This window comes from Nonomuraea sp. NPDC049684 (assembly GCF_044465345.1).
Lineage (GTDB): Bacteria > Actinomycetota > Actinomycetes > Streptosporangiales > Streptosporangiaceae > Nonomuraea.
Map to the genome: position 1 here is coordinate 72,698 of NZ_JBITLO010000010.1, position 20,113 is coordinate 92,810.

22 protein-coding genes are annotated in these 20,113 nt (G+C 72.0%); 9 read left to right on the forward strand and 13 right to left on the reverse strand.

The features are described from left to right. Positions 1-105: 105 nt before the first annotated feature. Entirely contained in the window at positions 106-1,317 is a 1,212-nt protein-coding gene (locus ACIBST_RS28835; RefSeq protein ID WP_397176160.1) for an ABC transporter ATP-binding protein, read from the reverse strand. A gap of 174 nt (positions 1,318-1,491) precedes the next feature. Between ACIBST_RS28835 and ACIBST_RS28840 the strand changes: the two genes are divergently transcribed. Continuing rightward, positions 1,492-2,574, forward strand: coding sequence for a LacI family DNA-binding transcriptional regulator (locus ACIBST_RS28840; RefSeq protein WP_397176162.1), 1,083 nt, complete (start codon positions 1,492-1,494; stop codon positions 2,572-2,574). A gap of 5 nt (positions 2,575-2,579) precedes the next feature. Here the strand turns inward: ACIBST_RS28840 and ACIBST_RS28845 are convergent, their stop codons facing one another. Next, positions 2,580-2,906: a hypothetical protein gene (locus ACIBST_RS28845; RefSeq protein WP_397176164.1), complete on the reverse strand. Its 327-nt coding sequence runs from the start codon at positions 2,904-2,906 to the stop codon at positions 2,580-2,582. A gap of 156 nt (positions 2,907-3,062) precedes the next feature. Between ACIBST_RS28845 and ACIBST_RS28850 the strand changes: the two genes are divergently transcribed. Beyond that, positions 3,063-4,013, forward strand: a complete 951-nt coding sequence (locus tag ACIBST_RS28850; protein WP_397176165.1) for an alpha/beta hydrolase — start codon at positions 3,063-3,065, stop codon at positions 4,011-4,013. A 37-nt stretch (positions 4,014-4,050) separates the two neighbouring features. Beyond that, positions 4,051-5,232, forward strand: a complete 1,182-nt coding sequence (locus tag ACIBST_RS28855) for an acyltransferase (protein WP_397176167.1) — start codon at positions 4,051-4,053, stop codon at positions 5,230-5,232. Here the strand turns inward: ACIBST_RS28855 and ACIBST_RS28860 are convergent. After that, the gene (locus ACIBST_RS28860) at positions 5,229-5,714 is read right to left on the reverse strand and encodes a glutathione peroxidase (protein WP_397176168.1); all 486 of its coding nucleotides are present in this window, start codon (positions 5,712-5,714) and stop codon (positions 5,229-5,231) included. The genes ACIBST_RS28855 and ACIBST_RS28860 overlap by 4 nt on opposite strands. A 187-nt stretch (positions 5,715-5,901) precedes the next feature. On the opposite strand from ACIBST_RS28860, the gene ACIBST_RS28865 reads away from it, so the two are divergent. Both ACIBST_RS28865 and ACIBST_RS28870 read left to right on the forward strand, forming a co-directional pair. Further along, entirely contained in the window at positions 5,902-6,297 is a 396-nt protein-coding gene (locus ACIBST_RS28865; RefSeq protein WP_352324904.1) for a transglycosylase SLT domain-containing protein, read from the forward strand. Between the two features lie 334 nt (positions 6,298-6,631). Further along, positions 6,632-7,087: a transglycosylase SLT domain-containing protein gene (locus tag ACIBST_RS28870; RefSeq protein WP_397176170.1), complete on the forward strand. Its 456-nt coding sequence runs from the start codon at positions 6,632-6,634 to the stop codon at positions 7,085-7,087. A gap of 42 nt (positions 7,088-7,129) precedes the next feature. On the opposite strand, the gene ACIBST_RS28875 is transcribed toward ACIBST_RS28870, so the two are convergent. After that, positions 7,130-7,762, reverse strand: a complete 633-nt coding sequence (locus tag ACIBST_RS28875) for a TetR/AcrR family transcriptional regulator (protein WP_397176172.1) — start codon at positions 7,760-7,762, stop codon at positions 7,130-7,132. 89 nt (positions 7,763-7,851) lie between these two features. Here ACIBST_RS28875 and ACIBST_RS28880 point away from each other — a divergent pair, with 89 nt between their 5' ends. Next, positions 7,852-8,970, forward strand: a complete 1,119-nt coding sequence (locus ACIBST_RS28880; protein ID WP_397176173.1) for a ferritin-like domain-containing protein — start codon at positions 7,852-7,854, stop codon at positions 8,968-8,970. A gap of 34 nt (positions 8,971-9,004) precedes the next feature. Here the strand turns inward: ACIBST_RS28880 and ACIBST_RS28885 are convergent, their stop codons facing one another. Further along, positions 9,005-9,484 (reverse strand): nucleoside deaminase, encoded by a 480-nt coding sequence (locus ACIBST_RS28885; protein ID WP_397176175.1) that lies wholly within the window; start codon positions 9,482-9,484, stop codon positions 9,005-9,007. Between the two features lie 221 nt (positions 9,485-9,705). Here ACIBST_RS28885 and ACIBST_RS28890 point away from each other — a divergent pair, with 221 nt between their 5' ends. Both ACIBST_RS28890 and ACIBST_RS28895 read left to right on the forward strand, forming a co-directional pair. Continuing rightward, positions 9,706-11,487 carry an ABC transporter ATP-binding protein gene (locus tag ACIBST_RS28890; RefSeq protein WP_397176177.1) on the forward strand — a complete coding sequence of 594 codons (1,782 nt, stop codon included), beginning with the start codon at positions 9,706-9,708 and terminating at the stop codon, positions 11,485-11,487. After that, entirely contained in the window at positions 11,484-13,316 is a 1,833-nt protein-coding gene (locus ACIBST_RS28895) for an ABC transporter ATP-binding protein (protein WP_397176179.1), read from the forward strand. The genes ACIBST_RS28890 and ACIBST_RS28895 overlap by 4 nt, the downstream gene beginning before the upstream one ends. Before the next feature lie 19 nt (positions 13,317-13,335). Here ACIBST_RS28895 and ACIBST_RS28900 read toward each other — a convergent pair whose 3' ends face one another. The 6 genes from ACIBST_RS28900 to ACIBST_RS28925 all read right to left on the reverse strand — a co-directional run bounded on the left by ACIBST_RS28900 (position 13,336) and on the right by ACIBST_RS28925 (position 16,643). Next, positions 13,336-13,776: a hypothetical protein gene (locus ACIBST_RS28900; RefSeq protein ID WP_397176180.1), complete on the reverse strand. Its 441-nt coding sequence runs from the start codon at positions 13,774-13,776 to the stop codon at positions 13,336-13,338. A 166-nt stretch (positions 13,777-13,942) separates the two neighbouring features. Beyond that, complete coding sequence (locus ACIBST_RS28905; RefSeq protein ID WP_358284985.1) at positions 13,943-14,248, reverse strand: hypothetical protein; 306 nt, start codon at positions 14,246-14,248, stop codon at positions 13,943-13,945. 74 nt (positions 14,249-14,322) lie between these two features. After that, complete coding sequence (locus tag ACIBST_RS28910; RefSeq protein WP_357964720.1) at positions 14,323-14,652, reverse strand: DUF202 domain-containing protein; 330 nt, start codon at positions 14,650-14,652, stop codon at positions 14,323-14,325. Beyond that, complete coding sequence (locus tag ACIBST_RS28915) at positions 14,653-14,979, reverse strand: DUF202 domain-containing protein (protein ID WP_352363977.1); 327 nt, start codon at positions 14,977-14,979, stop codon at positions 14,653-14,655. Between the two features lie 47 nt (positions 14,980-15,026). Continuing rightward, positions 15,027-15,413 carry a hypothetical protein gene (locus ACIBST_RS28920; protein WP_352324105.1) on the reverse strand — a complete coding sequence of 129 codons (387 nt, stop codon included), beginning with the start codon at positions 15,411-15,413 and terminating at the stop codon, positions 15,027-15,029. Between the two features lie 45 nt (positions 15,414-15,458). Continuing rightward, positions 15,459-16,643 (reverse strand): aminotransferase class I/II-fold pyridoxal phosphate-dependent enzyme, encoded by a 1,185-nt coding sequence (locus tag ACIBST_RS28925; protein ID WP_397176181.1) that lies wholly within the window; start codon positions 16,641-16,643, stop codon positions 15,459-15,461. A 173-nt stretch (positions 16,644-16,816) separates the two neighbouring features. Between ACIBST_RS28925 and ACIBST_RS28930 the strand changes: the two genes are divergently transcribed. Then, entirely contained in the window at positions 16,817-17,074 is a 258-nt protein-coding gene (locus tag ACIBST_RS28930) for a UBP-type zinc finger domain-containing protein (protein ID WP_358284978.1), read from the forward strand. A 70-nt stretch (positions 17,075-17,144) separates the two neighbouring features. Here ACIBST_RS28930 and ACIBST_RS28935 read toward each other — a convergent pair whose 3' ends face one another. Both ACIBST_RS28935 and ACIBST_RS28940 read right to left on the reverse strand, forming a co-directional pair. Beyond that, complete coding sequence (locus ACIBST_RS28935) at positions 17,145-18,749, reverse strand: Na+/H+ antiporter (RefSeq protein WP_397176182.1); 1,605 nt, start codon at positions 18,747-18,749, stop codon at positions 17,145-17,147. A gap of 63 nt (positions 18,750-18,812) precedes the next feature. Then, positions 18,813-19,853 carry a hypothetical protein gene (locus ACIBST_RS28940; RefSeq protein ID WP_397176183.1) on the reverse strand — a complete coding sequence of 347 codons (1,041 nt, stop codon included), beginning with the start codon at positions 19,851-19,853 and terminating at the stop codon, positions 18,813-18,815. Between the last annotated feature and the right edge of the window lie 260 nt (positions 19,854-20,113).

Sequence of the window (20,113 nt, forward strand, 5' to 3'; positions counted from 1 at the left end):
GTACCACAACAAGGTGGGCCCCCGCCGCGGGAGGGGGTCGCGGTGGGGGCCCGGGACGGCCGTGAGGAACTCACGGCCGGGAACCGGCAGATCCGGCTGGACCTGCTAGCGGTTGGCCTCGTGGCCGATGGCCAGGCCGCTGGTCGGGTCGAAGAAGTGCATGTTGTGCGTGTCCAGGACCAGGTCGATGCGCTGGCCGGGGCGCACGTGGCTGCGGGCGTTGACGCGGGCGGTCCACAGGGACTTGTCGCCCACGAGCGGCAGCGCCGCCTCCTCGTCGTCGCCCGTGTCGGCGGCGGCGACGGTGTCCTTGTGCTCGACCGGCGGGGCGTCGATCAGGAACAGCACGTTGATCTCGGAGCCCAGCTCCTCGGTGACCTCCGCCTTGACGGGCAGGGTGGCCCAGCCGTTGGCGTGGTTGCCGGCCGAGTTGGCGTCCTCGAAGTCCGACGGGCGGATGCCGAGGATGACCTTCTTGCCGATGTACTGGTCGAGGCCCGGCTTCTCGGCGAACGCCGAGTCGGGGATCGGCAGGCTGATGTCGGCGAAGCGCACGGCCGCGCCGTTGTCGCGGACCAGCTCGGCGGTGACGAAGTTCATCGAGGGCGAGCCCATGAAGCCGGCGACGAACAGGTTGACCGGCTTGTCGAACAGGTTCTGCGGGGTGTCCACCTGCTGGAGCAGGCCGTCGCGCAGGACGCAGACGCGGTCGCCGAGGGTCATGGCCTCGACCTGGTCGTGGGTGACGTACACGGTGGTGACGCCGAGGCGCTCGTGCAGGGTGTTGAGCGAGGCGCGCATGGAGACGCGGAGCTTGGCGTCGAGGTTCGACAGCGGCTCGTCCATGAGGAAGGCCTGCGGCTCGCGGACGATGGCGCGGCCCATGGCGACACGCTGGCGCTGACCACCGGACAGAGCGGCCGGCTTGCGCTTGAGGTAGGTCTCCAGGCCGAGCATCTTGGCGGCCTCGTTGACCCGCTTCTGGATCTCCGGCTTGGGCATCTTGCGGAGCTTGAGGCCGAAGGCGAGGTTCTCCTCGACCGTCATGTGCGGGTAGAGCGCGTAGTTCTGGAAGACCATCGCGATGTCGCGGTCCTTGGGCGGCAGGTGGTTGACCACCTTGTCGCCGATGGCGATCTCGCCGCCGCTGATGTCCTCAAGGCCGGCGATCATCCGGAGCGCGGTCGACTTGCCGCAACCCGATGGGCCAACCAGCACCATGAACTCGCCGTCCTTGATCTCAAGGTTCAGCCCGTTCACGGCCTTCACGCCACCGGCGTAGATCTTGTCGACGTTCGTCAGAACGATGGATGCCATGACATTCCTTCGCGCTCCAGGGCGATCGGCCCGGACGTTGGTTCTCGGTTCCCGTGGATACGTTTTCACGTATCTCACCCGAAACGGACATCGGTGTCAAGGGGTACCGCGTGACCAGCCTTTGTAGGAGCGGCGCCCTTCCGGTGGCGTGGAATCCATGATGGAATCGTTTCCATGGAGAAGCGCGCGACGATCAAGGATGTGGCCGAGGCGGCGGGCGTCGGCGTCGCGACCGTGTCCCGGGTGCTGTCGGGCGGCTCGGCCAGCCCCAGCACCAGGGAACGGGTGCTGGCCGTCGCCGCCCAGCTCGACTACCGGCCCAGCGCGCTCGGCCGCAACCTGCGCCAGCGCCGCACCGGCGGCCTGGGCCTGCTGGTGCCCGACCTCACCGACACCTTCTACGGGCAGCTCTGCGAAGGCGTGCTCGCCTGCGCCCGGTCGGCGGGCGAGCCGGTGGTGCTGGGCTCGACGGCCGGCGACCCCGAGCAGGAGGCCGAGCTGATCGGCATGCTGCTGGAGCAGAGCGTCGACCGGGTCATCGCGGTGCCCTCCGGCGACGCCGAGACGTGGGCCCCCGCGCTCAGGGCGGGCATGACGGTGGTCTTCGCCGACCGCCTGCCGCCCGAGGCCGGGCGCGACGGCGACCGCGACCCCGCCGAGAGCGCCCTCGACGACCTCATGCTCCTCGACGGCGTGACGCCGCGCGGGCGCGTCCCCGAGGGCGCCGCGCGTCCGCTCGACGTGCCCGCCGTCCTGGCCGACGACCGCGCCGGCATCCGTACGGCCGTGCGCTACCTGCGCGGCCTCGGCCACCGGCGCATCGCCTTCCTCGGCGGCCCCGGCCACGACCGGCGGGCCGACGCCTTCCGCGAGGCCGTGGGCGCGCCGGTGGACGAGGAGCTGGTGGTGTTCGGCACCGGCAGCCGCGACTCGGCGTACGCCGCCGCCTCCGGCCTGTTCCAGAGCCGTCCCGACCTGTCGGCCGTCGTCGCGGGCGGGAACGTCCTGGGCGAGGCGGCCGTGCTGGCCGCCCGCGAGCTCGACCTGCGGGTGCCGAAGGACGTGTCGCTGGTGATGTACGACGACGTGCCCTGGGCCGAGCTGTGCGCCCCGCCGCTGACCGTGATCGCCCAGCCGGGCCGGGACATGGGCTACCGGGCGTGCGAGCTGGTGCTGCGCGAGGGCACCCGGCGGGCGCGCACGGTGGTGCTGCCCACCGAGCTGATCATCCGCGGGAGCTGCGGCCCCCGCCGGTGACCCTCTCAGCTCTGGCCGAGGACGTGCCGCGCGTGCGCCTCGATCACCTGGGCCACCTCCCGGGGCGCTCTCAGGTGCGCGCCGAGATGGGCGGGGCTGCGGTCGCCGCCGAGCAGCACTACCGGCGCGCGGATCGCCGCGTACGCCGCCCGCCGGTCGCCCAGGGCGTCGATCGCCGGCAGGTCGTCGATCTGCCGCGGCGCGCGCAGTCCGGCGACCTTGCCCCACCGGGTGCCGTCGTCGAGCCCCGCGTGCAGGACGAGGACGGCCGGGCCCCGCCCCTCCTCGACCACCTGGACGTCGGTCCCGTCGGCGGATGTCACCGTGAGCATGGCGCCTCCTCAGCGCGGCCACTGTACGACTCCTGAGCCCGGTAGTACCTCAGAGCTACGCGAAAGGTGCATCCTCCAGGGGGAAGCCGACTACAACGCGTGATCCCTACCTTCGGTGCCGGAAGGAAGAACCGGCACGGAAGGGGACCACCCGCCATGGCATCGCTCAGGAAGCGCCTGCTCGCCGCGCTCGTCACCGCTTCGGTGGCGGTGCCCGCGTCCGGCGCCGGCGGGTCCGCGGGGGTGCCCGCGCCCGTCCCCGCCGCCGTCGCGCCGCTGCGCGCGGGAACCCCCGCCGCGCTGGCCGCCGCGCTGGCCGAGCGGTACGCCGCCGGGCGCGCCGCCGTCCTGGCCGCAGGGCGCGCCGCCGCCGCGCGGGGGCACCGCCTGCGGGCGGCGGCGCTGCGGGCCATGGCGGACCCGTCGCGCACGTTCCTGTCCTTCGACGGGCGCGACGGCGGCCGGACCGTGGAGGTCTTCGGCGACCTGGCGACGGCCCGGCGGATCGCCGTCCTGGTGCCCGGCTCCGACACGAACCTCGACCGGTACGGCCTGCTGCGCGCCGGCGCGACACGGCTGCGCGAGGCGCTCGGCGACGGCTCGGCGGTCATCGCCTGGGCCGGGTACCGCACGCCCGGCACGCTCAGCCTGGAGGTGCTGACGCCCGCGCGGGCCGACGAGGCCGTGCCCGGCTTGCGGGCGTTCGTCCGGGAGGTGCGCGCGCTCAGGCCCGAAGCCCGGCTGTCGCTCGTGTGCCACTCCTACGGCTCGGTGGTGTGCGGACGGGCCGCGCCCGGCCTGGACGTGGCCGCCGTCGTCCTGATGGGCAGCCCCGGCGCGGGCGTCCCCGACGTCGCCGCCATGCGCACCCGCGCGGCCGTGTGGGCCGGGCGCGGCGGCGCCGACTGGATCGCCGGCGTGCCCCACGCGCTGGTCGAGCTGCCGTTCGTCACGGTCGGGCTGGGTGCCGACCCGGTCTCGCCCGGGTTCGGCGCCCGCGTCTTCGCGGCGGGCGACGGCGGCCACAGCGACTACCTGCGGCCCGGCTCCCCCGCCCTCACGGCCGTCGCCCGCATCGTCTCCGGAGAGGCCGACCGCGATGCCTGACCCCTCCCCCACATCGTCTCCGCAGAGGCCGACCGCGATGCCTGACCCCTCCCCCACATCGTCTCCGCAGAGGCCGACCGCGGCGCCCGGCTCCTCCCTCCGCACCCGCTCCGGCCCGCGGGGGCTGACCGCCCGCATCGAGGCCGGGACGCCGCCGGAGCGCGACCGGGCCCTGGACGCCCTGCGCGCCCTGGCCATCCTCGGGGTGGTGGCCGGACACTGGCTGGTCACCGCCGTGGTCAGCGACAGCGGCAGCCTGCGCGTCACCAGCCCGCTCAAGTACCTGCCGCAGCTCGCCCCGATGTCGTGGGCGTTCCAGATGCTGGCGATCTTCTTCCTGGTCGGCGGCCTGGTCGGGGCGAAGGGCCACCGGTCGGCGCGGGCGGCCGGCATCGGCTACCTCCCGTGGCTGCGCGGCCGGCTGGGACGGCTGTTCCGCCCGGTGGCGGTCGTCGTGGCGGTGTGGGCCGTCGCCGCGGTCGCGATGCTCGCCTCCGGGGTGCCGCTGGAGGACGTTCGGGTGCTGGTCAAGACGGTGACGGGGCCGATGTGGTTCCTGCTGGTGTTCGCCGCGCTGACGGCGGCCACGCCGCTGGCCGCCCGGCTGCACCCGGCCTGGCCGCTCGCGGCGGTGGCGGTCTCCGACGCGGTGCGGTTCGGGCCCGGCGGACCGGAGTGGTTGTGGTGGGTGAACCTGGCGGCCGGCTGGCTGGCGCCGTACTGCCTGGGCGCGGCCTGGGCCCGCGGGCGGCTGCGGAGCCGGGCCACCGGCTGGACGCTGCTGGCCGGCGGCGCGGCCACGGCCCTGGCGCTGGTGCTGTGGGGCGGCTACCCGGCGACCATGGTCGGGGTGCCGGGCGCCCCGGTCTCCAACCTGGACCCGCCCTCGCTCGCGGCCGTCGCCTTCGGGCTGGCCCAGTGCGGCGCGGCGCTGCTGCTGCTCGGCCCGCTGCGCCGGGTGCTGCGCCGCCCCGCCGTCTGGGCGCCCGTGGCCGTGGCGAACCTGGCCGCGATGACGATCTTCCTGTGGCACCAGACCGCGCTGATCGCGGTGACCGAGCTCGGCCTGCTGGCGAGCCGGGCGCTGCCCGGCCTGCACACCCCGCCCGAGGAGCTCGGGTGGGTGGCGGCCCGGCTGGCCTGGCTGCCGGTGTTCGCGGCGGCGCTGCTGGTGTGCTGCGCCGCCTTCCACGCCCACGAACGCCGGCGGCCCCGCTAGAGCAGCTTCTCGATGGCCGCGACGACGGCCGGGTCGTCGGGGGCGGTGCGGGGACGGAAGCGGGCCACGACGTTGCCCTCGCGGTCGAGCAGGAACTTCTCGAAGTTCCACTGGACGTCGCCCGCCGCGCCCTCCTCGTCGGCCGTCTCGGTGAGCCGCGCGTAGAGCGGGTGGCGGCCGGGGCCGTTGACGTCGGCCTTGGCCAGCAGCGGGAAGTCGACGCCGTAGGTCGCCGAGCAGAACTCCTGGATCTCCTCCGCCGTGCCGGGCTCCTGGCCGGCGAACTGGTTGCAGGGCATGCCGACCACGCTGAAGCCGCGCGGGCCGAAGTCCTGCTGGAGCTTGACCAGGCCGGCGTACTGCGGGGTCAGGCCGCAGCGGGAGGCCACGTTGACCAAAAGCACGGCCTTGTCGCCGGCGAGGTCGCCGAGCGTGGTGGGGTCGTCGGCGAGAGTGCGGAGCGGGATGTCGCGAAGGCTCATGATCTGAAGCTTACAGAACGCCGCCCGCCGCAGATTGTGACCTATTCCTCATTTTTCCCGCAAAACCCCTGAATATCAATATGTCGTGATCTTGGAATTTCGTCTGATTTTTCATGGTCAATTAGGAAAGAAGGGCGTTTGTCAGGCAGGGTGACGCGGTCCCCGTCCCCTTCGAAAGGGAATCCGCATGCCCATGCTCCGCCGTACCGGTGTCCTGGTCCTCGCCGCCACGCTCGCGACGGTGACCGGCACCACGGCCGCACAGGCGCAGAGCTCCCAGAGCAGTGGCAGGAACAAAGCCATCGCCAAGTCCCTGGTCGCCCAGCGCGGCTGGGGCGCCGCGAGCTACGGCTGCCTGGTCAGGCTCTGGGCCAGAGAGAGCGGCTGGAACCACAGGGCCGGCAACCGGTCGGGCGCCTACGGCATCCCGCAGGCGCTTCCGGGCCACAAGATGGCCTCCTCGGGCGCCGACTGGCGCACCAACCCGCGCACCCAGATCCGGTGGGGTCTGGGCTACATCAAGCAGCGGTACGGCTCGCCGTGTCGCGCGTGGGCGCACTTCCAATCCCACAGTTGGTACTGAGCCAAACCCCAGGTACGTCCGCGTTTTTACTCAAGGACATGCCATATGGGCGGCGGGCCGGGCAATCCTGGTCCAGCGAGATCGCCCTTTATCCGAATTGAGCGCGCAAACACCTGTCCTTCGCGTGTCGAGATCGCGGCCCGCGGTCACGGCCCGTAATAGGAATCGTGCTTGAGGACACGTCGTGGCGCCTTCCGGGCCGTCCAGCACGATCGGGCGGTACAGGATCCCGGAAGGCCGCGCGGACCCTCCGCGTCCGAGCCACGGACGCCGGACCGGCAGGGCGCCCCCGAGGGGGCGCCCGTCCGCACGCGACCCGAAAGCAAGGATCGCCTTGGACAGCAAACGCGTGCTCAGCGGCACTCTTCTCACTATCAGCGCGTTCGGCGTCAGCACCGGCCCGGCCTGGGCGGAGTCCCGGCCTCCGGTGATCAAGATGCGGACCTGGACAACGTCAGCGCAACCGAAGATCGCGGCCGTACGGCCCGCCGGAAGAAACAAGAAGATCGCTCTGGGACAGGTCGTCCAGCGCGCGTGGAACTACCGGGAGTTCCGCTGCCTGGACAACCTGTGGACCAGAGAGAGCAATTGGAACCACCACGCGCTCAACCGGTCGTCGGGCGCCTACGGGATCCCGCAGGCGCTGCCCGCGGTCAAGATGAGCGGCGCGGGCAAGGACTGGCGGTCCAACCCCGAGACGCAGATCCGCTGGGGCCTGGCCTACATCAAGGGAAGGTACGGCAAGCCCTGCGGCGCCTGGGGGCACTGGAGATCGCACAACTGGTACTGATCTCCCGCCCGGGAGGGCATCCGGGCCCGCCCGGATGCCCTCCTACTGCCCCGCGTGCACCGCGATGGCCTGGATGAGCAGCTCGACCCCGAACTCGAACTCCTCCTCGTGGTCGCACTCGGCCAGCAGCGGCGCCAGCGCGCTCACCTCGGGGAACAGCGCCGGATCGACCTCGGCGGCCTCGACCGTGCGGCTGTGGACGGGCGCGAACGTGGGCGTCACGCCGACCTCGCGCAGCAGCGAGCCCACGATGAAGGCGATGAACATGCGCAACATCCGGACGGCGTCGGGCCCGTCGAAGCCCGCGCCGCGCAGCGTGGCCAGCGCCCGCTCGACCGGCAGCAGCCCGGCGTGGGAGTGGAGCTGGCGGCTGACCACCACCATGGTCGAGCGCGGATGATGATGGGCGATCTGCCGGAAGGCCCGCGCCTGCGCCCGCACCCGGTCGGTCCAGTGGGCGTCGGGGTCGTCGGTGAACTCGATGCCGCTCAGCACGCTCTCGGCCACGCCGTTGAGCAGGGCGTCCTTGTTCGGCACGTGGTTGTAGAGGGACATCACGCCGACGCCGAGCTCGGCCGCGATGCGGCGCATGGAGACCGCGTCGGCGCCCTCGCGCTCGATGAGGTCGATGGCCGCGGCCACGATGCGGGGCCTGGACAGGGGCTCGGTGGTCATAGCTCATTCTATTGACGGACGTACACCGTACGTGCAAGGGTCGAGCCGTGGACGTACACCGTACGTAATCCCCCTCGCGGAGGTCCCCCATGTCGACGCACGATCTCTACACCCTCCCCGCCGAGCTCTCCACCTGGGACGTCGGCATGGCCGGCGCCAGCCGGTTCACCTGGGAGTACGACGAGGGCCGCGACCGCATGCTGGCCCTGTACCAGAAGGGCAAGGACAAGCAGTGGGACTCGGCCAAGCGCATCGACTGGGACCTGGAGGTGGACCCGTACAACGTGCTCGGGATCCCCGACAACACGATCGCCATCCACGACACCCCGCTGTGGCACCGGCTCGGCCCCCAGCAGCGCCAGGACGTGCGGCTGCACGGCGCGGCCTGGCAGTTCTCCCAGTTCCTGCACGGCGAGCAGGGCGCGATGATCTGCTCGGCCCGGATCGTCGAGTCGGTTCCCGACCTGGACTCCAAGTTCTACGCCGCCACCCAGACCATGGACGAGGCCCGCCACGCCGAGACCTACGCCCGATTCCTCCAGGAGAAGGTAGGCCTGGCGTACCCGATCAACGAGCACCTCAAGGCGCTGCTGGAGAGCACGCTCAGCGACTCCCGCTGGGACATGCCCTACCTCGGCATGCAGGTGCTCATCGAGGGCCTGGCCCTGGCCGCGTTCGGCGTCATGCGCGACATCACCACCAAGCCGCTGCCCAAGCAGATCCTCGCGTACGTGATGCAGGACGAGGCCCGGCACGTCGCCTTCGGCCGGATGGCGCTGCGCGACTACTACAAGAACCTGTCGGAGTCCGAGCTGCGCGAGCGCGAGGACTTCGTCATCGAGGGCTGCTACCTGATGCGCGACCGGCTGCGCGGCGCGGAGTCCTGGGAGCACCTGGGCCTGTCCAGGGCCGAGACCGACGAGGTCATGCGGGCCACCGACCAGTCGGAGTACCTGCGGCTGTTCCGCTCGCTGCTGTTCAGCAGGATCGTGCCGTGCGTCAAGGACATCGGGCTGTGGAGCCCCCGGCTGCAGCAGGCGTACGCCGACATGGGCGTGCTGGAGATGGCCGGCCAGTCGCTCGACGCCCTCATGAAGCAGGACGAGGACATCGCCGCCAAGCTGGACGAGGCCCGCTTCGCCGCCGAGGAGACCGAGCGGCACGCCGAGGTCGCCGACACGATCGCCCTCGGCACGTCCGCCTCCTGACCGGCCGGCCCGCCCGCTCCACCGGGCGGCGGTGTCAGCGTCCGCCGTGGAAGCGGCGGTGCAGTTCGTGCACCTGCCCGGCCAGCTCCGGGACGGGCCCGTCCACCCGGACGCCCGGCGCGACCGCGTTGACCGGCAGCGTGCTCACCGGCGGCGCCGGCACGCCCAGCTCCGCCAGCCAGCCGCCGAGCTGCTCCGACGACGCCACGTAGACGATGCGCCCGAGGCCCACCCAGGCGTGGGCCGCCGCGCACATCGGGCAGTGCTCGCCGGAGGTGTAGACGGTGGCCGCCGCCCGCTCCTGCGGGGTCAGGTTGGCCGCCGCCCACCGTGCCAGCTCGAACTCCGGGTGCCGGGTGCGGTCGCCCCCGGCCACCCGGTTGTGGTCCTCGGCCAGCACGGCGCCGTCCGCGGCGACCAGCACCGACCCGAAGGGCTCGTCGCCCGACTCCAGCGCCTCGGCGGCCAGCTCGACACAGCGCCGCAGGTACGGCAGTTCACTCTCGTCGATCATCGCGACTTCCTGTCCGGTGAGAAAACGTGAGCGGAAAGGACAGCTCCGCCTTGACCCGGGCCGCGCCCGAGCCGCAGGTGGAAGTGTGCCCGGCCGCCCGGACGACGGCGGGCGCGGGGTCGCCGGACGCGCCGTGAGGGTCTCGTTTCTGCCTGTAACCTGCAGAAACCCCCACATTTACCGCAAAAAATGGGTTGATCCCACGTATTAACCTGGATGGGATGCCTCCCGATACTGACACACCTCGCCGTCCCCTGCTCTCCTCCAACTCCCTGTGGCGGATGAAGTCCTACCTCCGCCCGTACGCCGCCAGACTGGTGCTCATCTGGCTGGCCGCGATCCTCAGCATCGCCGCGAGCATCGCGCTCCCCCTGATCAGCGAGAAGGTCATCGACGGTCCCGTGACCCGGGGCGACTCCGACGGGCTGCTCCCGCTCGGTCTCATCGCCCTGGGCGTGGGCGTCGTGGAGGCCGGGCTGATCTTCCTGCGGCGCTGGACCCAGGTCAAACCCGTCCTCGGGCTGGAGACCGCGATCCGCGACGACCTCTACGAGCACCTCCAGCGCCTGCCGATGGGCTTCCACGGCGACTGGCAGTCGGGCCAGTTGCTGTCGCGGGCCACGACGGACCTGTCCACCATCCGCCGCTTCCTCGGCTTCGGCATGCTCTTCCTGGTGATGAACATCCTCCAGCTCATCACCGTGACCGTGCTCCTGCTGAACAAGTACTGGCCGCTCGGGCTGCTGGTGCTGGCCTCGGCCGTGCCGATCGTGTGGACGTCCCTGCGGTTCGAGAAGCGGTACATCAAGATCTCCCGCCAGGTCCAGGACGAGCAGGGCGACCTCGCCACGCTCGTCGAGGAGTCGGCCATCGGCATCCGTACGATCAAGGCGTTCGGCCGCCGCCACCACGTCTACGACCGCTACGACGAGGCGGCCCGCAAGGTGTACGGCAGCTCGGTCGACAAGGCCACCCTGTCGGCCCGGTTCTTCGCCTTCCTCGAAGTGATCCCCAACGTCACCCTCGCCCTGGTGCTGCTGCTCGGCGCCCTCGCGGTGGGCTCCGGCTCGATGACGCTGGGCACGCTGGTCGCCTTCACCACCCTGATGCTCCAGCTCGTCTGGCCGATCGCCAGCCTCGGCTACATCCTGGCCATGGCCCAGGAGGCGATGACCTCCGCCGACCGGGTCATGGAGGTCATGGACACCGTCCCGGCGATCGAGAGCGGCAGCCGCACGATCGAGCTGCCCCGGGGCCATCTGCGCTTCGAGGGCGTCGGGTTCGCCTTCCCCGGCGCGGCCGAGCCGGTGCTGCGCGACGTCTGGCTGGACGTGCGCCCCGGCGAGACGGTCGCGATCGTGGGCGCGACCGGCGCGGGCAAGACCACGCTGACCGCGCTGGTGCCCCGGCTGCTCGACGCCACCACGGGCCGCGTGACCATCGACGGCGAGGACGTGCGCGACCTCGACCTGACCACGCTGCGCTCGCTGGTGGCCACCGCGTTCGAGGAGCCGACGCTGTTCTCGATGAGCGTGCGCGAGAACCTGATGCTCGGCCGGCTCGACGCCACCGAGGAGGAGCTGGCCGACGCGATCGCCACCGCCCAGGCCGACTTCGTGTACGACCTGCCCTGGGGCCTGGACACCCGCATCGGCGAGCAGGGCCTGTCGCTGTCCGGCGGGCAGCGGCAGCGGCTCGCCCTGGCGCGGGCGGTGCTGAGCAGGCCGCGGGTGCTCGTCCTCGACGACACCCTGTCCGCGCTCGACGTGGAGACCGAGGCGCTGGTGGAGGAGGCGCTGCGGCACGTCCTGCGCGAGGCGACCGGCATCGTGGTCGCCCACCGCGCCTCGACCGTGCTGCTGGCCGACAAGGTGGCGCTGCTGCGCGACGGCACCATCAGCCACGTCGGCCGCCACCACGAGCTGCTGGCCGACGTGCCCGAGTACCGCGAGCTGCTGGCCCAGGACGCCGACTTCGACCCCTCGGAAGGAGCCCTGCGATGACCGCCGCCCCCGTCTCCTCCTGGCGCGGCGTCGCCTCCGAGGAGCAGGACGAACTGCCGGAGAAGGTGTCGGTGCTGCTGCGGGAGCGCTCCCGCAGGCTGCTCGGCGACCTGCTGCGTCCCTACCGCAAGGCCATCGCACTGCTCACCGCGATCATCGTCGTCTCGAACGCCGCGGCGCTGGCGATCCCGTACCTGGTCAAGGTGGGGATCGACGACGGCATCCCGCCGATGGCCCGTGGGTCGGGGCCGTCGGTCCTGCTGATCGTGGTCGGCGTGATCCTGGTCGCGGCGGTCACGCAGGCCCTCACCCGGCAGGCGTTCCTGCGCCTGTCGGGGAAGATCGGCCAGAGCGTGCTGCTGGAGCTGCGCAGGCGGGTGTTCGACCACTTCCAGCGGCTGTCGCTGAGCTTCCACGAGAAGTACACCTCGGGCCGGGTCATCTCCCGGCTCACCTCCGACATCGAGGCCATCTCCGAGCTGCTCCAGTCGGGCTTCGACGGGCTGGTCAAGGCGGTGCTGACGATGTTCGGCACGGCCGCGCTGCTGCTCGTCCTCGACGTGCACCTCGGCCTGGTGGCGCTGGTCCCGCTGCCGCTGCTGCTGCTGTTCACGCGGTGGTTCCGGCGGCAGTCGGTGATCGTCTACCGGCGGACGCGGGAGACGGTCGCCCTGGTGATCGTGCACTTCGTGGAGTCGATGACCGGCATCCGCGCGGTCCAGGCCTTCCGCAGGGAGCCGCGCAACCAGGAGATCTTCGCCCAGCTCAACGACGACTACCGGGACGCCAACGCGCGCAGCATGGTCCTGGGCGCGGAGTTCATGTTCGGCATCAAGCTGATCGGCAACCTGACCGTGGGCGGCGTGCTGCTCTACGGCGGCTACCTGGCGATCGAGGGCGAGGTCACGGTCGGCGTGCTGGCCGCGTTCCTGCTGTACCTGCGGCAGTTCTACGAGCCGATGCAGGAGCTCAGCCAGTTCTACAACACGCTGCAGTCGGCGGGCGCGGCCCTGGAGAAGCTGTCGGGCGTGCTGGAGGAGGAGCCGGGCGTGCCGGAGCCGCGCCGGCCCGAGCCGCTGCCCCAGCAGGCCCGCGGCATGGTCCGCTTCGAGGACGTGCGCTTCACCTACGTCGAGGAGATGCCGATCCTGCCCGGCCTCGACCTGACGATCCCCGGCGGGCAGAGCGTGGCGCTGGTCGGCGCGACCGGCGCGGGCAAGACGACGCTGGCCAAGCTGATCTCCCGCTTCTACGACCCGACCGCGGGCCGCGTGCTGCTCGACGGGGTCGATCTGCGCGACCTGGACGAGACGACGCTGCGCCAGGCCGTCGTCATGGTGACGCAGGAGAACTTCCTGTTCAGCGGCACGGTCGCGGACAACATCAGGTTCGGCCGGCCGGAGGCCACCGACCGGCAGGTCCGCGAAGCGGCCAAGGCGATCGGCGCGCACGAGTTCGTCGCCGGGCTGCCCGACGGCTACGACACCGAGGTCGGCAAGCGCGGCGGGCGCATGTCGGCGGGCCAGCGGCAGCTCATCGCGTTCGCCAGGGCTTTCCTCGCCGACCCGGCGGTGCTCATCCTCGACGAGGCCACCTCCAGCCTCGACGTGCCGAGCGAGCGGCTGGTGCAGCGGGCGCTGCGCACGATCCTGGCCGACCGCACGGCGCTGATCATCGCCCACCGGCTCTCGACCGTGGAGATCGCCGACCGGGTGCTGGTGATGGAGGCCGGCCAGGTCGTCGAGGACGGGCCGCCCGACCGGCTCATCGCCGCCTCGGGCCGCTTCGCCGGGCTGCACCGGGCCTGGCTGGAGAGCCTGAGCCAGTGACCGCGACCCCGCCCGCCCGCTAGTGGTGGGCGGGCGCGACGGCCACGAGGCTGCGGTACAGCTCGTACCCGACGAACAGGGCGACGGGCACCCCGACCGCGACGAGCAGCCGGCCGGCCAAAGGCGCCCCCGCCAGGGGCGCCTTCGGCTCCTCCAGCACCGGACCCGACACGGCGCCGAGCTCGGGCACGAGCTCCGGCAGCACCTCCGGGGCCGGCCGCAGCTCGGGGTGCCTGGCCAGGTAACCGCTGGGGAACGACGTCACGTGGTAGGCGCCGCATCCCGGGCAGCAGGTGCCCGACCAGGGGGGTTGCACGGCGATGCCGGAGCTGAGCCAGATCTCGACCTCATTGCCGTAGTCGTCGGCGAAATGCCGGACGACGAATTCCTCCTCCCAGACACGCAGACAGCGCAGGCACTCGAAGGGCCAGGTCTCGCGGGTCTCGAACCCGTCGCGCACGAGGATCACCCCCGGCTGGGATTCGGTGGTCTAGACCTGCAGTCTGCGCCTGACTCCGCGCGTACGCAAGACGCACCTTATGACACTTCAAGCTACGAAACGCTTACCAAGTGTCATGGTTTAGCGCCAAATTTCGGCACTTACCCGCCCGCGGTGGCGTCCCCCGTCAGTACGGACGCCGCGGCGGAACCGGGCTGAGCAGCGGCGTCGCGTCCGGCACGACGGGCTCGTCCGACCGGAACAGCTCCGGATGGCGGGCGAGATAACCGGCCGGGAACGTGGTGGTCTGCTGACAACCGCAGTGCGGGCAGATCACCCCGTACGACGGCGGCGGCACCACGAGCCCGTCCCTGAGCCAGATCTCGGCGGCGTTCCCGTGCTCGTCGTCGACGTGCCGGACGAGGTAGTCCTCTTCCCAGACGTGCCAGCAGCCGCGGCACTCGAAGGGCAGGGTCCTGCGTTCTTCCTCCACTGAGGTCACCCCCTCACTACGAGTGTCCGCCTCCCCTCCGGAACATCGCAAGCCGGGGGTCGCCGGACCGGGCGTCACCGGACCGTGAGCACGAAGGTGACCGCGCCGAGCACGACGCTGAGGGTGCCGAGCCAGGCGAACAGCGCGTCGAGGCCCGCGTCGATGGGCCGTCCGCCGTGCAGGGCCTCCTGGACCCGGCGGAAGCGCACCCCCGTCCTGATCAGCAGGACCGCGCCGCACAGCGCGGCCAGCGCGAACCCCGCGACGGCCACGGCGGGCAGGCCGTGGCGCACCGCGAGCCCGGCGGCGCCGAGCCCGCCCGTGGCCAGCGCCACGGCGGTGCGCACCCAGGCGAGCCGGGTGCGCTCGCTCTGCAGGCCCTCGTCCCAGATCTCCTGTGACATCTACACCGACAGGATGATGAGCACGAGGGCGACGACGGCCACGGTGGCGACGCCGTACCCGAAGACCGCCGCGAGGGCGGGCGGCGGGAGCGGCGCCTGGTTGCGCAGGGCGCGCTGGATGTTGCGCCAGCGCGGATAGGCCATGCCCGCCGCCAGCGCGGACAACGACACCAGCATGACCGCCAGCACCGTGCGGACCCACGGCACGAACACGTCGGAGGGCACCGCCGCCATGGCCACCCCGCCCGCGCTGAGCGCCAGCGCCGTGCTCAGCCACGTGAGAAAGGTGCGTTCGTTGGCCAAGGTGAAACGCGGGTCGGGCTCCATGCCTTATATGGTAATTCGTCCCCTTTTCCCCTAGAGAAGCCGGGATTTCAGCTGCACGCCTTGGCGACCTGCTGGGCGTAGTCGACCGCCTCGCTGCCCACCTTCTGGGCCGCGTCGACGGCGTCGTTGACGTTCTGCACGTCGATCCCGCCCAAAGTCTTGGCAAGGTCTTCGCTGGCCTGCTTGAGCGTGGTGTTGGCGGCCTTGTCGGCCACGTCGTTGAGCTTGCCCGCGGCGTCGTCGAGCGCCTTCTCCATGGCCTTGGGGTCGTCGGTGAGGTCCTTGACCTTGGCGGCCAGGTCGGTGACGATCTTCGGCGCCTCCAGGCACGCCTGGGCCTTGTCGATCGTGTCGTTGACCTCGCCGCACCCGGCGGCCAGGACGCATACGGCGAAGAGCGCCAGGGGCACGAACCGGCTCTTGATGAGTCGCATACCTCGACCTTACCCAGCGCCCCGCGCCCGCGGCGGCGCGCGCGATCAGTGAAGCAGCCCCGATCGGCGCCCGGCGGCGGCGAAGGCGGCCGCGATCCGGTCGAGCTGGGCGTCGGTGTGGGTGGCGGTGAGGCTGACCCGGATGAGCGCCTGCCCCGGCGGCACCCCCGGCGAGATCATGGCCGTGGTGAACACCCCTTCGTCGAACAGCTCCCGCCACAGCCGGAAGCACAGCAGGTCCTCCCCCACCGGCACGGCGATGACCGGACGGTCCGACGGCACGACGGCGTACCCCAGCCCGGCCAGCTCGCCGCTGAGCCGCCCGGCCGCCGCCCGCAACCGGCGCCGCCGCTCGGGCTCGGCGACGACGATCTCCAGGGCGGCCAGCGCGGCGGCGGCGCAGGCCGGTGCCAGCGCGGCGGTGAACACCATGGACCGCGCGTGGTGGCGCAGGTAGAGGATGATCTCCTCCGGCCCGGCGACCGCGCCGCCGACCGTGCCGAACGACTTGGAGAAGGTGACGGTCTGCACGTCCACGGCCTCCTCCAGGCCGTGCGCCTCGGCGGCGCCGCGACCGGCCTCCCCGAGCAGGCCGGCGTCGTGGGCGCTGTCCATCACGACGCGGGCTCCGTACGCGCGGGCGAGCTTGGCGATGCCCGGCAGGTCGCACACGTCCCCGGAGGTGGAGAACATGCCCTCGGTCACGATCATCCGGCCGGTGTCCGGGTCGCCCGCGGCCAGCAGGCGTTCCAGGTGGTCCATGTCGTTGTGCCGGTAGCGGCGTAAGCGCGCTCCGCCCAGGCGTACGGCGTCGATGAGGCACGCGTGCACCAGCCGGTCGCCGATCACCACGTCGCCGGGCCCCAGCAGCGCGCCCAGCGCGAGGTTGGCCAGGTAGCCGGCGCTGGTCACCATGACCGCCGGACGCCCGAGGAACTCCGCGAGCCGCGCCTCCAGCTCCTCGTGCAGCGCGAGGGAGCCGTTCGTCAGCCGCGAACCGCCGCTGCCCGCGCCGAGCCGCCGGATCGCCGCGACGGCGGCCTCCTTGACGCGGGGATCCCCCGAGAGCCCGAGATAGTCGTTGGACCCGGCCTGCACCAGCACCCGCCCGCCGACCACCACCTCCCCGTCGCCAGGCCGCTCCTGGATCGGGTGGTAGTAGGGATAGACGCCCAGCTCCTTGACCGGCTGGTACCCGGGCAGACGACACTTCGCGAACACATCGGCCATGCCTTCTCACTCCCCTGAGCGCGGACCCCCCCGGAAGAGTCTGGCCGACCACCCGGCCGGCCGCGCGGAACTGCCTCGCCGAAGGCCCGGCCCGCACAGCGTTCTCGCAGGTCAGTGCCCGGACAGGAGGTCTGGGCGGAAGGCGCCGGCGGCCGGGTCCTAGGATCTGATCCATGGCAATGTGCGAGCATCTTTCCCAGGCCGACGACCCGGCGGCGAAGACCCCAGAGGGCTGCGAGGAGTGCCTGGCCAGCGGCAGCCGGTGGGTGCACCTGCGGCGCTGCCTGGAGTGCGGCCACATCGGCTGCTGCGACTCCTCGCCCAACAAGCACGCGACCAAGCACTTCCACGCGACCACGCACCCGGTGATCCAGTCGTTCGAACCGGGCGAGAGCTGGCGCTGGTGCTTCGTGGACAACCAGATGGGCTGACCCGGCGGGCGCCCACGCGGACGGCGCCCACGCGGACGGCGCCCTCGCGGACGGCGCCCGGCGGGCGGGGTCAGCGTTCGAGGATGGCCTCCTCGAAGTCGAGCTGGGCCATCACCTCCCGCAGCACCTCGTCGTCGAGGCGGCGCTCGTCGCGCAGGCGGACGAACACCTCGCGCTCGGCCGTGAGCATGTCACGGCGCAGCCGCCGGTAGATGCTGCTGGGCGTCTCGGCGCCGCCCTGCGCGGTGCCGCCGCCCAGGCGTTCCCACGCGGTCAGCGACCGCCGCCACGACTTCTCCCTGAGCTGGTCGATGACCTGCTTCTTGATCTCGTCGGGCTCGCCCTCCTGCTCGACCAGCCGTTCGAGCTCGGCCAGGCCCGCCTCCAGCGCGGCCTGCTGGGCGGCCGCCTCGGCCAGCGTGTCCTCGTAGCGCTCCTGCTCGCTCGACACGCGCAGCTTCCTGATCAGCGCGGGGAACGTCATGCCCTGGATCAGCAGGGTGCCGATCACCGTGGTGAACGTCAGGAACAGCAGCATGGCCCGGTCGCGGGCCGGGATCTCCGGCGGGATGGAGAACGCCGCCGCGAGCGACACCACGCCCCGCATGCCGGCCCAGCCCAGGATCACCGTCTGCTGCGGGCTGGGCGCCGGGCCCCGCCGGACGAGCTTGACCAGCGGGGTGAAGGCGAACACCCACACGAACCTGGACACGATCGTCACCGCGAGCACCGCCAGCGCGTAGCCGGCGACCTGCCAGGGGCCGTAACCGGTGATGCCCTTGACCACGGTCACGAGCTGCAGCCCGATGAGCGCGAAGACGATCGACTCCAGGAAGAAGTCGGTGACCTTCCACACCGCGTCTGACACCAGCCGGGTGCCGAACCCCCGCTGGTGCATGCGGTTGCCCAGGTAGAGGCCGACGACCACGACGGAGATCACGCCCGAGGCGTGCACCGGCTCGGGCCCGAGCCCGGAGACGTGCACGGACTCGGCCGCGAGATAGGCCGCGAACGGGATCAGCAGCATCAGCGTGTTCTCGACCAGCGAGTCACGCGTGTGCTGGAACACCCAGGCGAACACGAACGCCAGCGCCAGCCCGATCGCCACCCCGCCGAGCGCCGCGAACAGGAACTGCGCCACGCCCTGGAACAGGTCGATGCTGCCGCCCACGGCCGCCCCGATGGCCACCCGGTAGGCCGTCAGCGCCGTGGCGTCGTTGAACAGGCTCTCGCCGATGAGGATCGTCAGCGACTTGCGCGGCAGCCCGAGCCGCCGGCCCACGGCGACGGCCGCCACGGCGTCGGGCGGTGCGATGATCGCGCCGAGCGCGAAGGCGGCGGCCAGCGGGAGCTGCGGCAGCAGCAGGTGGACGACCAGCCCCACCACGGCCGTGGTGAACAGCACCAGGCCGATCGACAGCAGCGCCACGGCCCGCTTGACGTCACGCAGGCGCAGGTAGGAGCTGTCGAGCGCGGCCGAGTAGAGCAGCGGCGGCAGGAACACGAACAGCACCAGCTCCGGCTGCAACGGCACCGCCGGCACCAGCGGCGAGACCAGCAGGCCGGCCGCGACCAGCAACAGCGGCGCCGGCCAGCCCCGCCGGCGCGCCACCGCCGCGACCCCGACCGCGCCGCCGGCCATCAGCAGCAGTTGCAGGCCCATGGTCGGGTTCAACGACGCTCCTCCAGCTCGCCCGGGTGGATGCCGAGAGCGTACCCGGCGGGCCGGAGGAGGGTGTCACCACTCCCGGCGGTCGTGCCCGTCGCCGTAGTCCTGCTGCTGGTCGGGGCGCAGGCGTTCGCCGGTCGAGAACAGGGGGTCCGTCACGTACGGACGGCCCATGTTCGGGTCGGACGACTGCGGCGGGTACTCCTGGCGGCCGAGCGCCAGCAGCGGGTCCACCGGGTTGGGCGGCGCGGGCTGCTGGTAGCCCTGGTAGGCGTCGGCCGGGCGGTAGGGGTCCTGGGCGGGCGCGGGGTGGTGCCTGCGGCCGGCGCCGGGGATGCCGTGCATGGGCGTGCCGAGCCCGGCCGTGCTCGGCGGCTGGGCCTGAGGCTGCGGCTGGCTCTGGGGCTGGGGCTGGGACGGCGGCTGCTGGTAGGAGCCGTAGGAGTCCGGCGCGTACTGCTGGGCCGGCGGGAAGGGGTCGGCGGCCTGCGACGGGAAGCCGAGCGGGTCGGTGCTCAGCGGCGCCGGGCGGCGCTGGTCGGCGGGGAGCTGGTAGACGGGCTCGCCGCTGTCGACGTACTGGGGGCCGGTGAAGGGGTCGCCGGCGTACTGGGGGCCGCTCAGCGGGTCGCCGGTGTACTGCGGGCCGCTGAAGGCGTCCCCCGTGTACTGCGGGCCGCTCAGCGGGTCGCCCGTGTACTGCGGGCCGCTGAACGGGTCGCCGGGGTAGTGGGGGCCGCTGTGCGGGTCGCCGGGGTACTGGGCGGCGGGCTGCTCGACGTACTGGGGGCCGGTGAAGGGGGTGCGCTCGCCGAACGACGGCGTCTCCCGGGGGCCGGTGGTCTCGCTGTAGGAGGCCACCAGTTTGTCCTGCGGCGCCGGGCCGCGCGCGACCAGCACGTCGTTGGGCGACAGCGACGCGGTGGGCCGCTCGTCGAGCGCGGGCGGAGGCGGCTGCTGGGCGTGCTGGGGCGGCCGGTGGTACGTCCCGGTGCCCGGCATGACCTCGGTGCCCGGATCGTCCGCGGGCACCGCGGGCTGCTCGCCCGTGGCCTCGGCGTAGCCGTCGTCGAGCGTGTCGAGCAGCCTGCCGACGTCCTCCATCGGCATGCGGAAGCTCGCTGTGCACATCTCCCCTCGCCACAGGCTGAGGACGAGTGTGCCCTCATGCCACGTGACCCGGAGGCACCGCTCCTGACCTCGTGCATCGAAGAAGACTTCGCCGAACGACGGCAACGGGACAACTTCCGACATGGCAGACATACTGCTTTAACCAGCCTTTATTCGTCCACTCAACCCCGGAAAACCCTACCTAACCGCTCTCACCATCGAGACCGTGAACCCCGTCGATCACACCAGCAAGATCGTCC

Bases quoted from the DNA above. Each gene is read 5' to 3' on its own strand.
- ACIBST_RS28895 (WP_397176179.1), top strand. From the start codon at position 11,484: ATGACCGCCGCCCCCGTCTCCTCCTGGCGCGGCGTCGCCTCCGAGGAG.
- ACIBST_RS28855 (WP_397176167.1), top strand. From the start codon at position 4,051: ATGCCTGACCCCTCCCCCACATCGTCTCCGCAGAGGCCGACCGCGGCG.
- ACIBST_RS28885 (WP_397176175.1), bottom strand. From the start codon at position 9,484: ATGATCGACGAGAGTGAACTGCCGTACCTGCGGCGCTGTGTCGAGCTG.
- ACIBST_RS28840 (WP_397176162.1), top strand. From the start codon at position 1,492: ATGGAGAAGCGCGCGACGATCAAGGATGTGGCCGAGGCGGCGGGCGTC.
- ACIBST_RS28865 (WP_352324904.1), top strand. From the start codon at position 5,902: ATGCCCATGCTCCGCCGTACCGGTGTCCTGGTCCTCGCCGCCACGCTC.
- ACIBST_RS28925 (WP_397176181.1), bottom strand. From the start codon at position 16,643: ATGGCCGATGTGTTCGCGAAGTGTCGTCTGCCCGGGTACCAGCCGGTC.
- ACIBST_RS28880 (WP_397176173.1), top strand. From the start codon at position 7,852: ATGTCGACGCACGATCTCTACACCCTCCCCGCCGAGCTCTCCACCTGG.
- ACIBST_RS28845 (WP_397176164.1), bottom strand. From the start codon at position 2,906: ATGCTCACGGTGACATCCGCCGACGGGACCGACGTCCAGGTGGTCGAG.
- ACIBST_RS28850 (WP_397176165.1), top strand. From the start codon at position 3,063: ATGGCATCGCTCAGGAAGCGCCTGCTCGCCGCGCTCGTCACCGCTTCG.
- ACIBST_RS28920 (WP_352324105.1), bottom strand. From the start codon at position 15,413: ATGCGACTCATCAAGAGCCGGTTCGTGCCCCTGGCGCTCTTCGCCGTA.
- ACIBST_RS28890 (WP_397176177.1), top strand. From the start codon at position 9,706: ATGCCTCCCGATACTGACACACCTCGCCGTCCCCTGCTCTCCTCCAAC.
- ACIBST_RS28915 (WP_352363977.1), bottom strand. From the start codon at position 14,979: ATGGAGCCCGACCCGCGTTTCACCTTGGCCAACGAACGCACCTTTCTC.
- ACIBST_RS28835 (WP_397176160.1), bottom strand. From the start codon at position 1,317: ATGGCATCCATCGTTCTGACGAACGTCGACAAGATCTACGCCGGTGGC.
- ACIBST_RS28875 (WP_397176172.1), bottom strand. From the start codon at position 7,762: ATGACCACCGAGCCCCTGTCCAGGCCCCGCATCGTGGCCGCGGCCATC.
- ACIBST_RS28910 (WP_357964720.1), bottom strand. From the start codon at position 14,652: ATGTCACAGGAGATCTGGGACGAGGGCCTGCAGAGCGAGCGCACCCGG.
- ACIBST_RS28930 (WP_358284978.1), top strand. From the start codon at position 16,817: ATGGCAATGTGCGAGCATCTTTCCCAGGCCGACGACCCGGCGGCGAAG.
- ACIBST_RS28940 (WP_397176183.1), bottom strand. From the start codon at position 19,853: ATGCCGATGGAGGACGTCGGCAGGCTGCTCGACACGCTCGACGACGGC.
- ACIBST_RS28860 (WP_397176168.1), bottom strand. From the start codon at position 5,714: ATGAGCCTTCGCGACATCCCGCTCCGCACTCTCGCCGACGACCCCACC.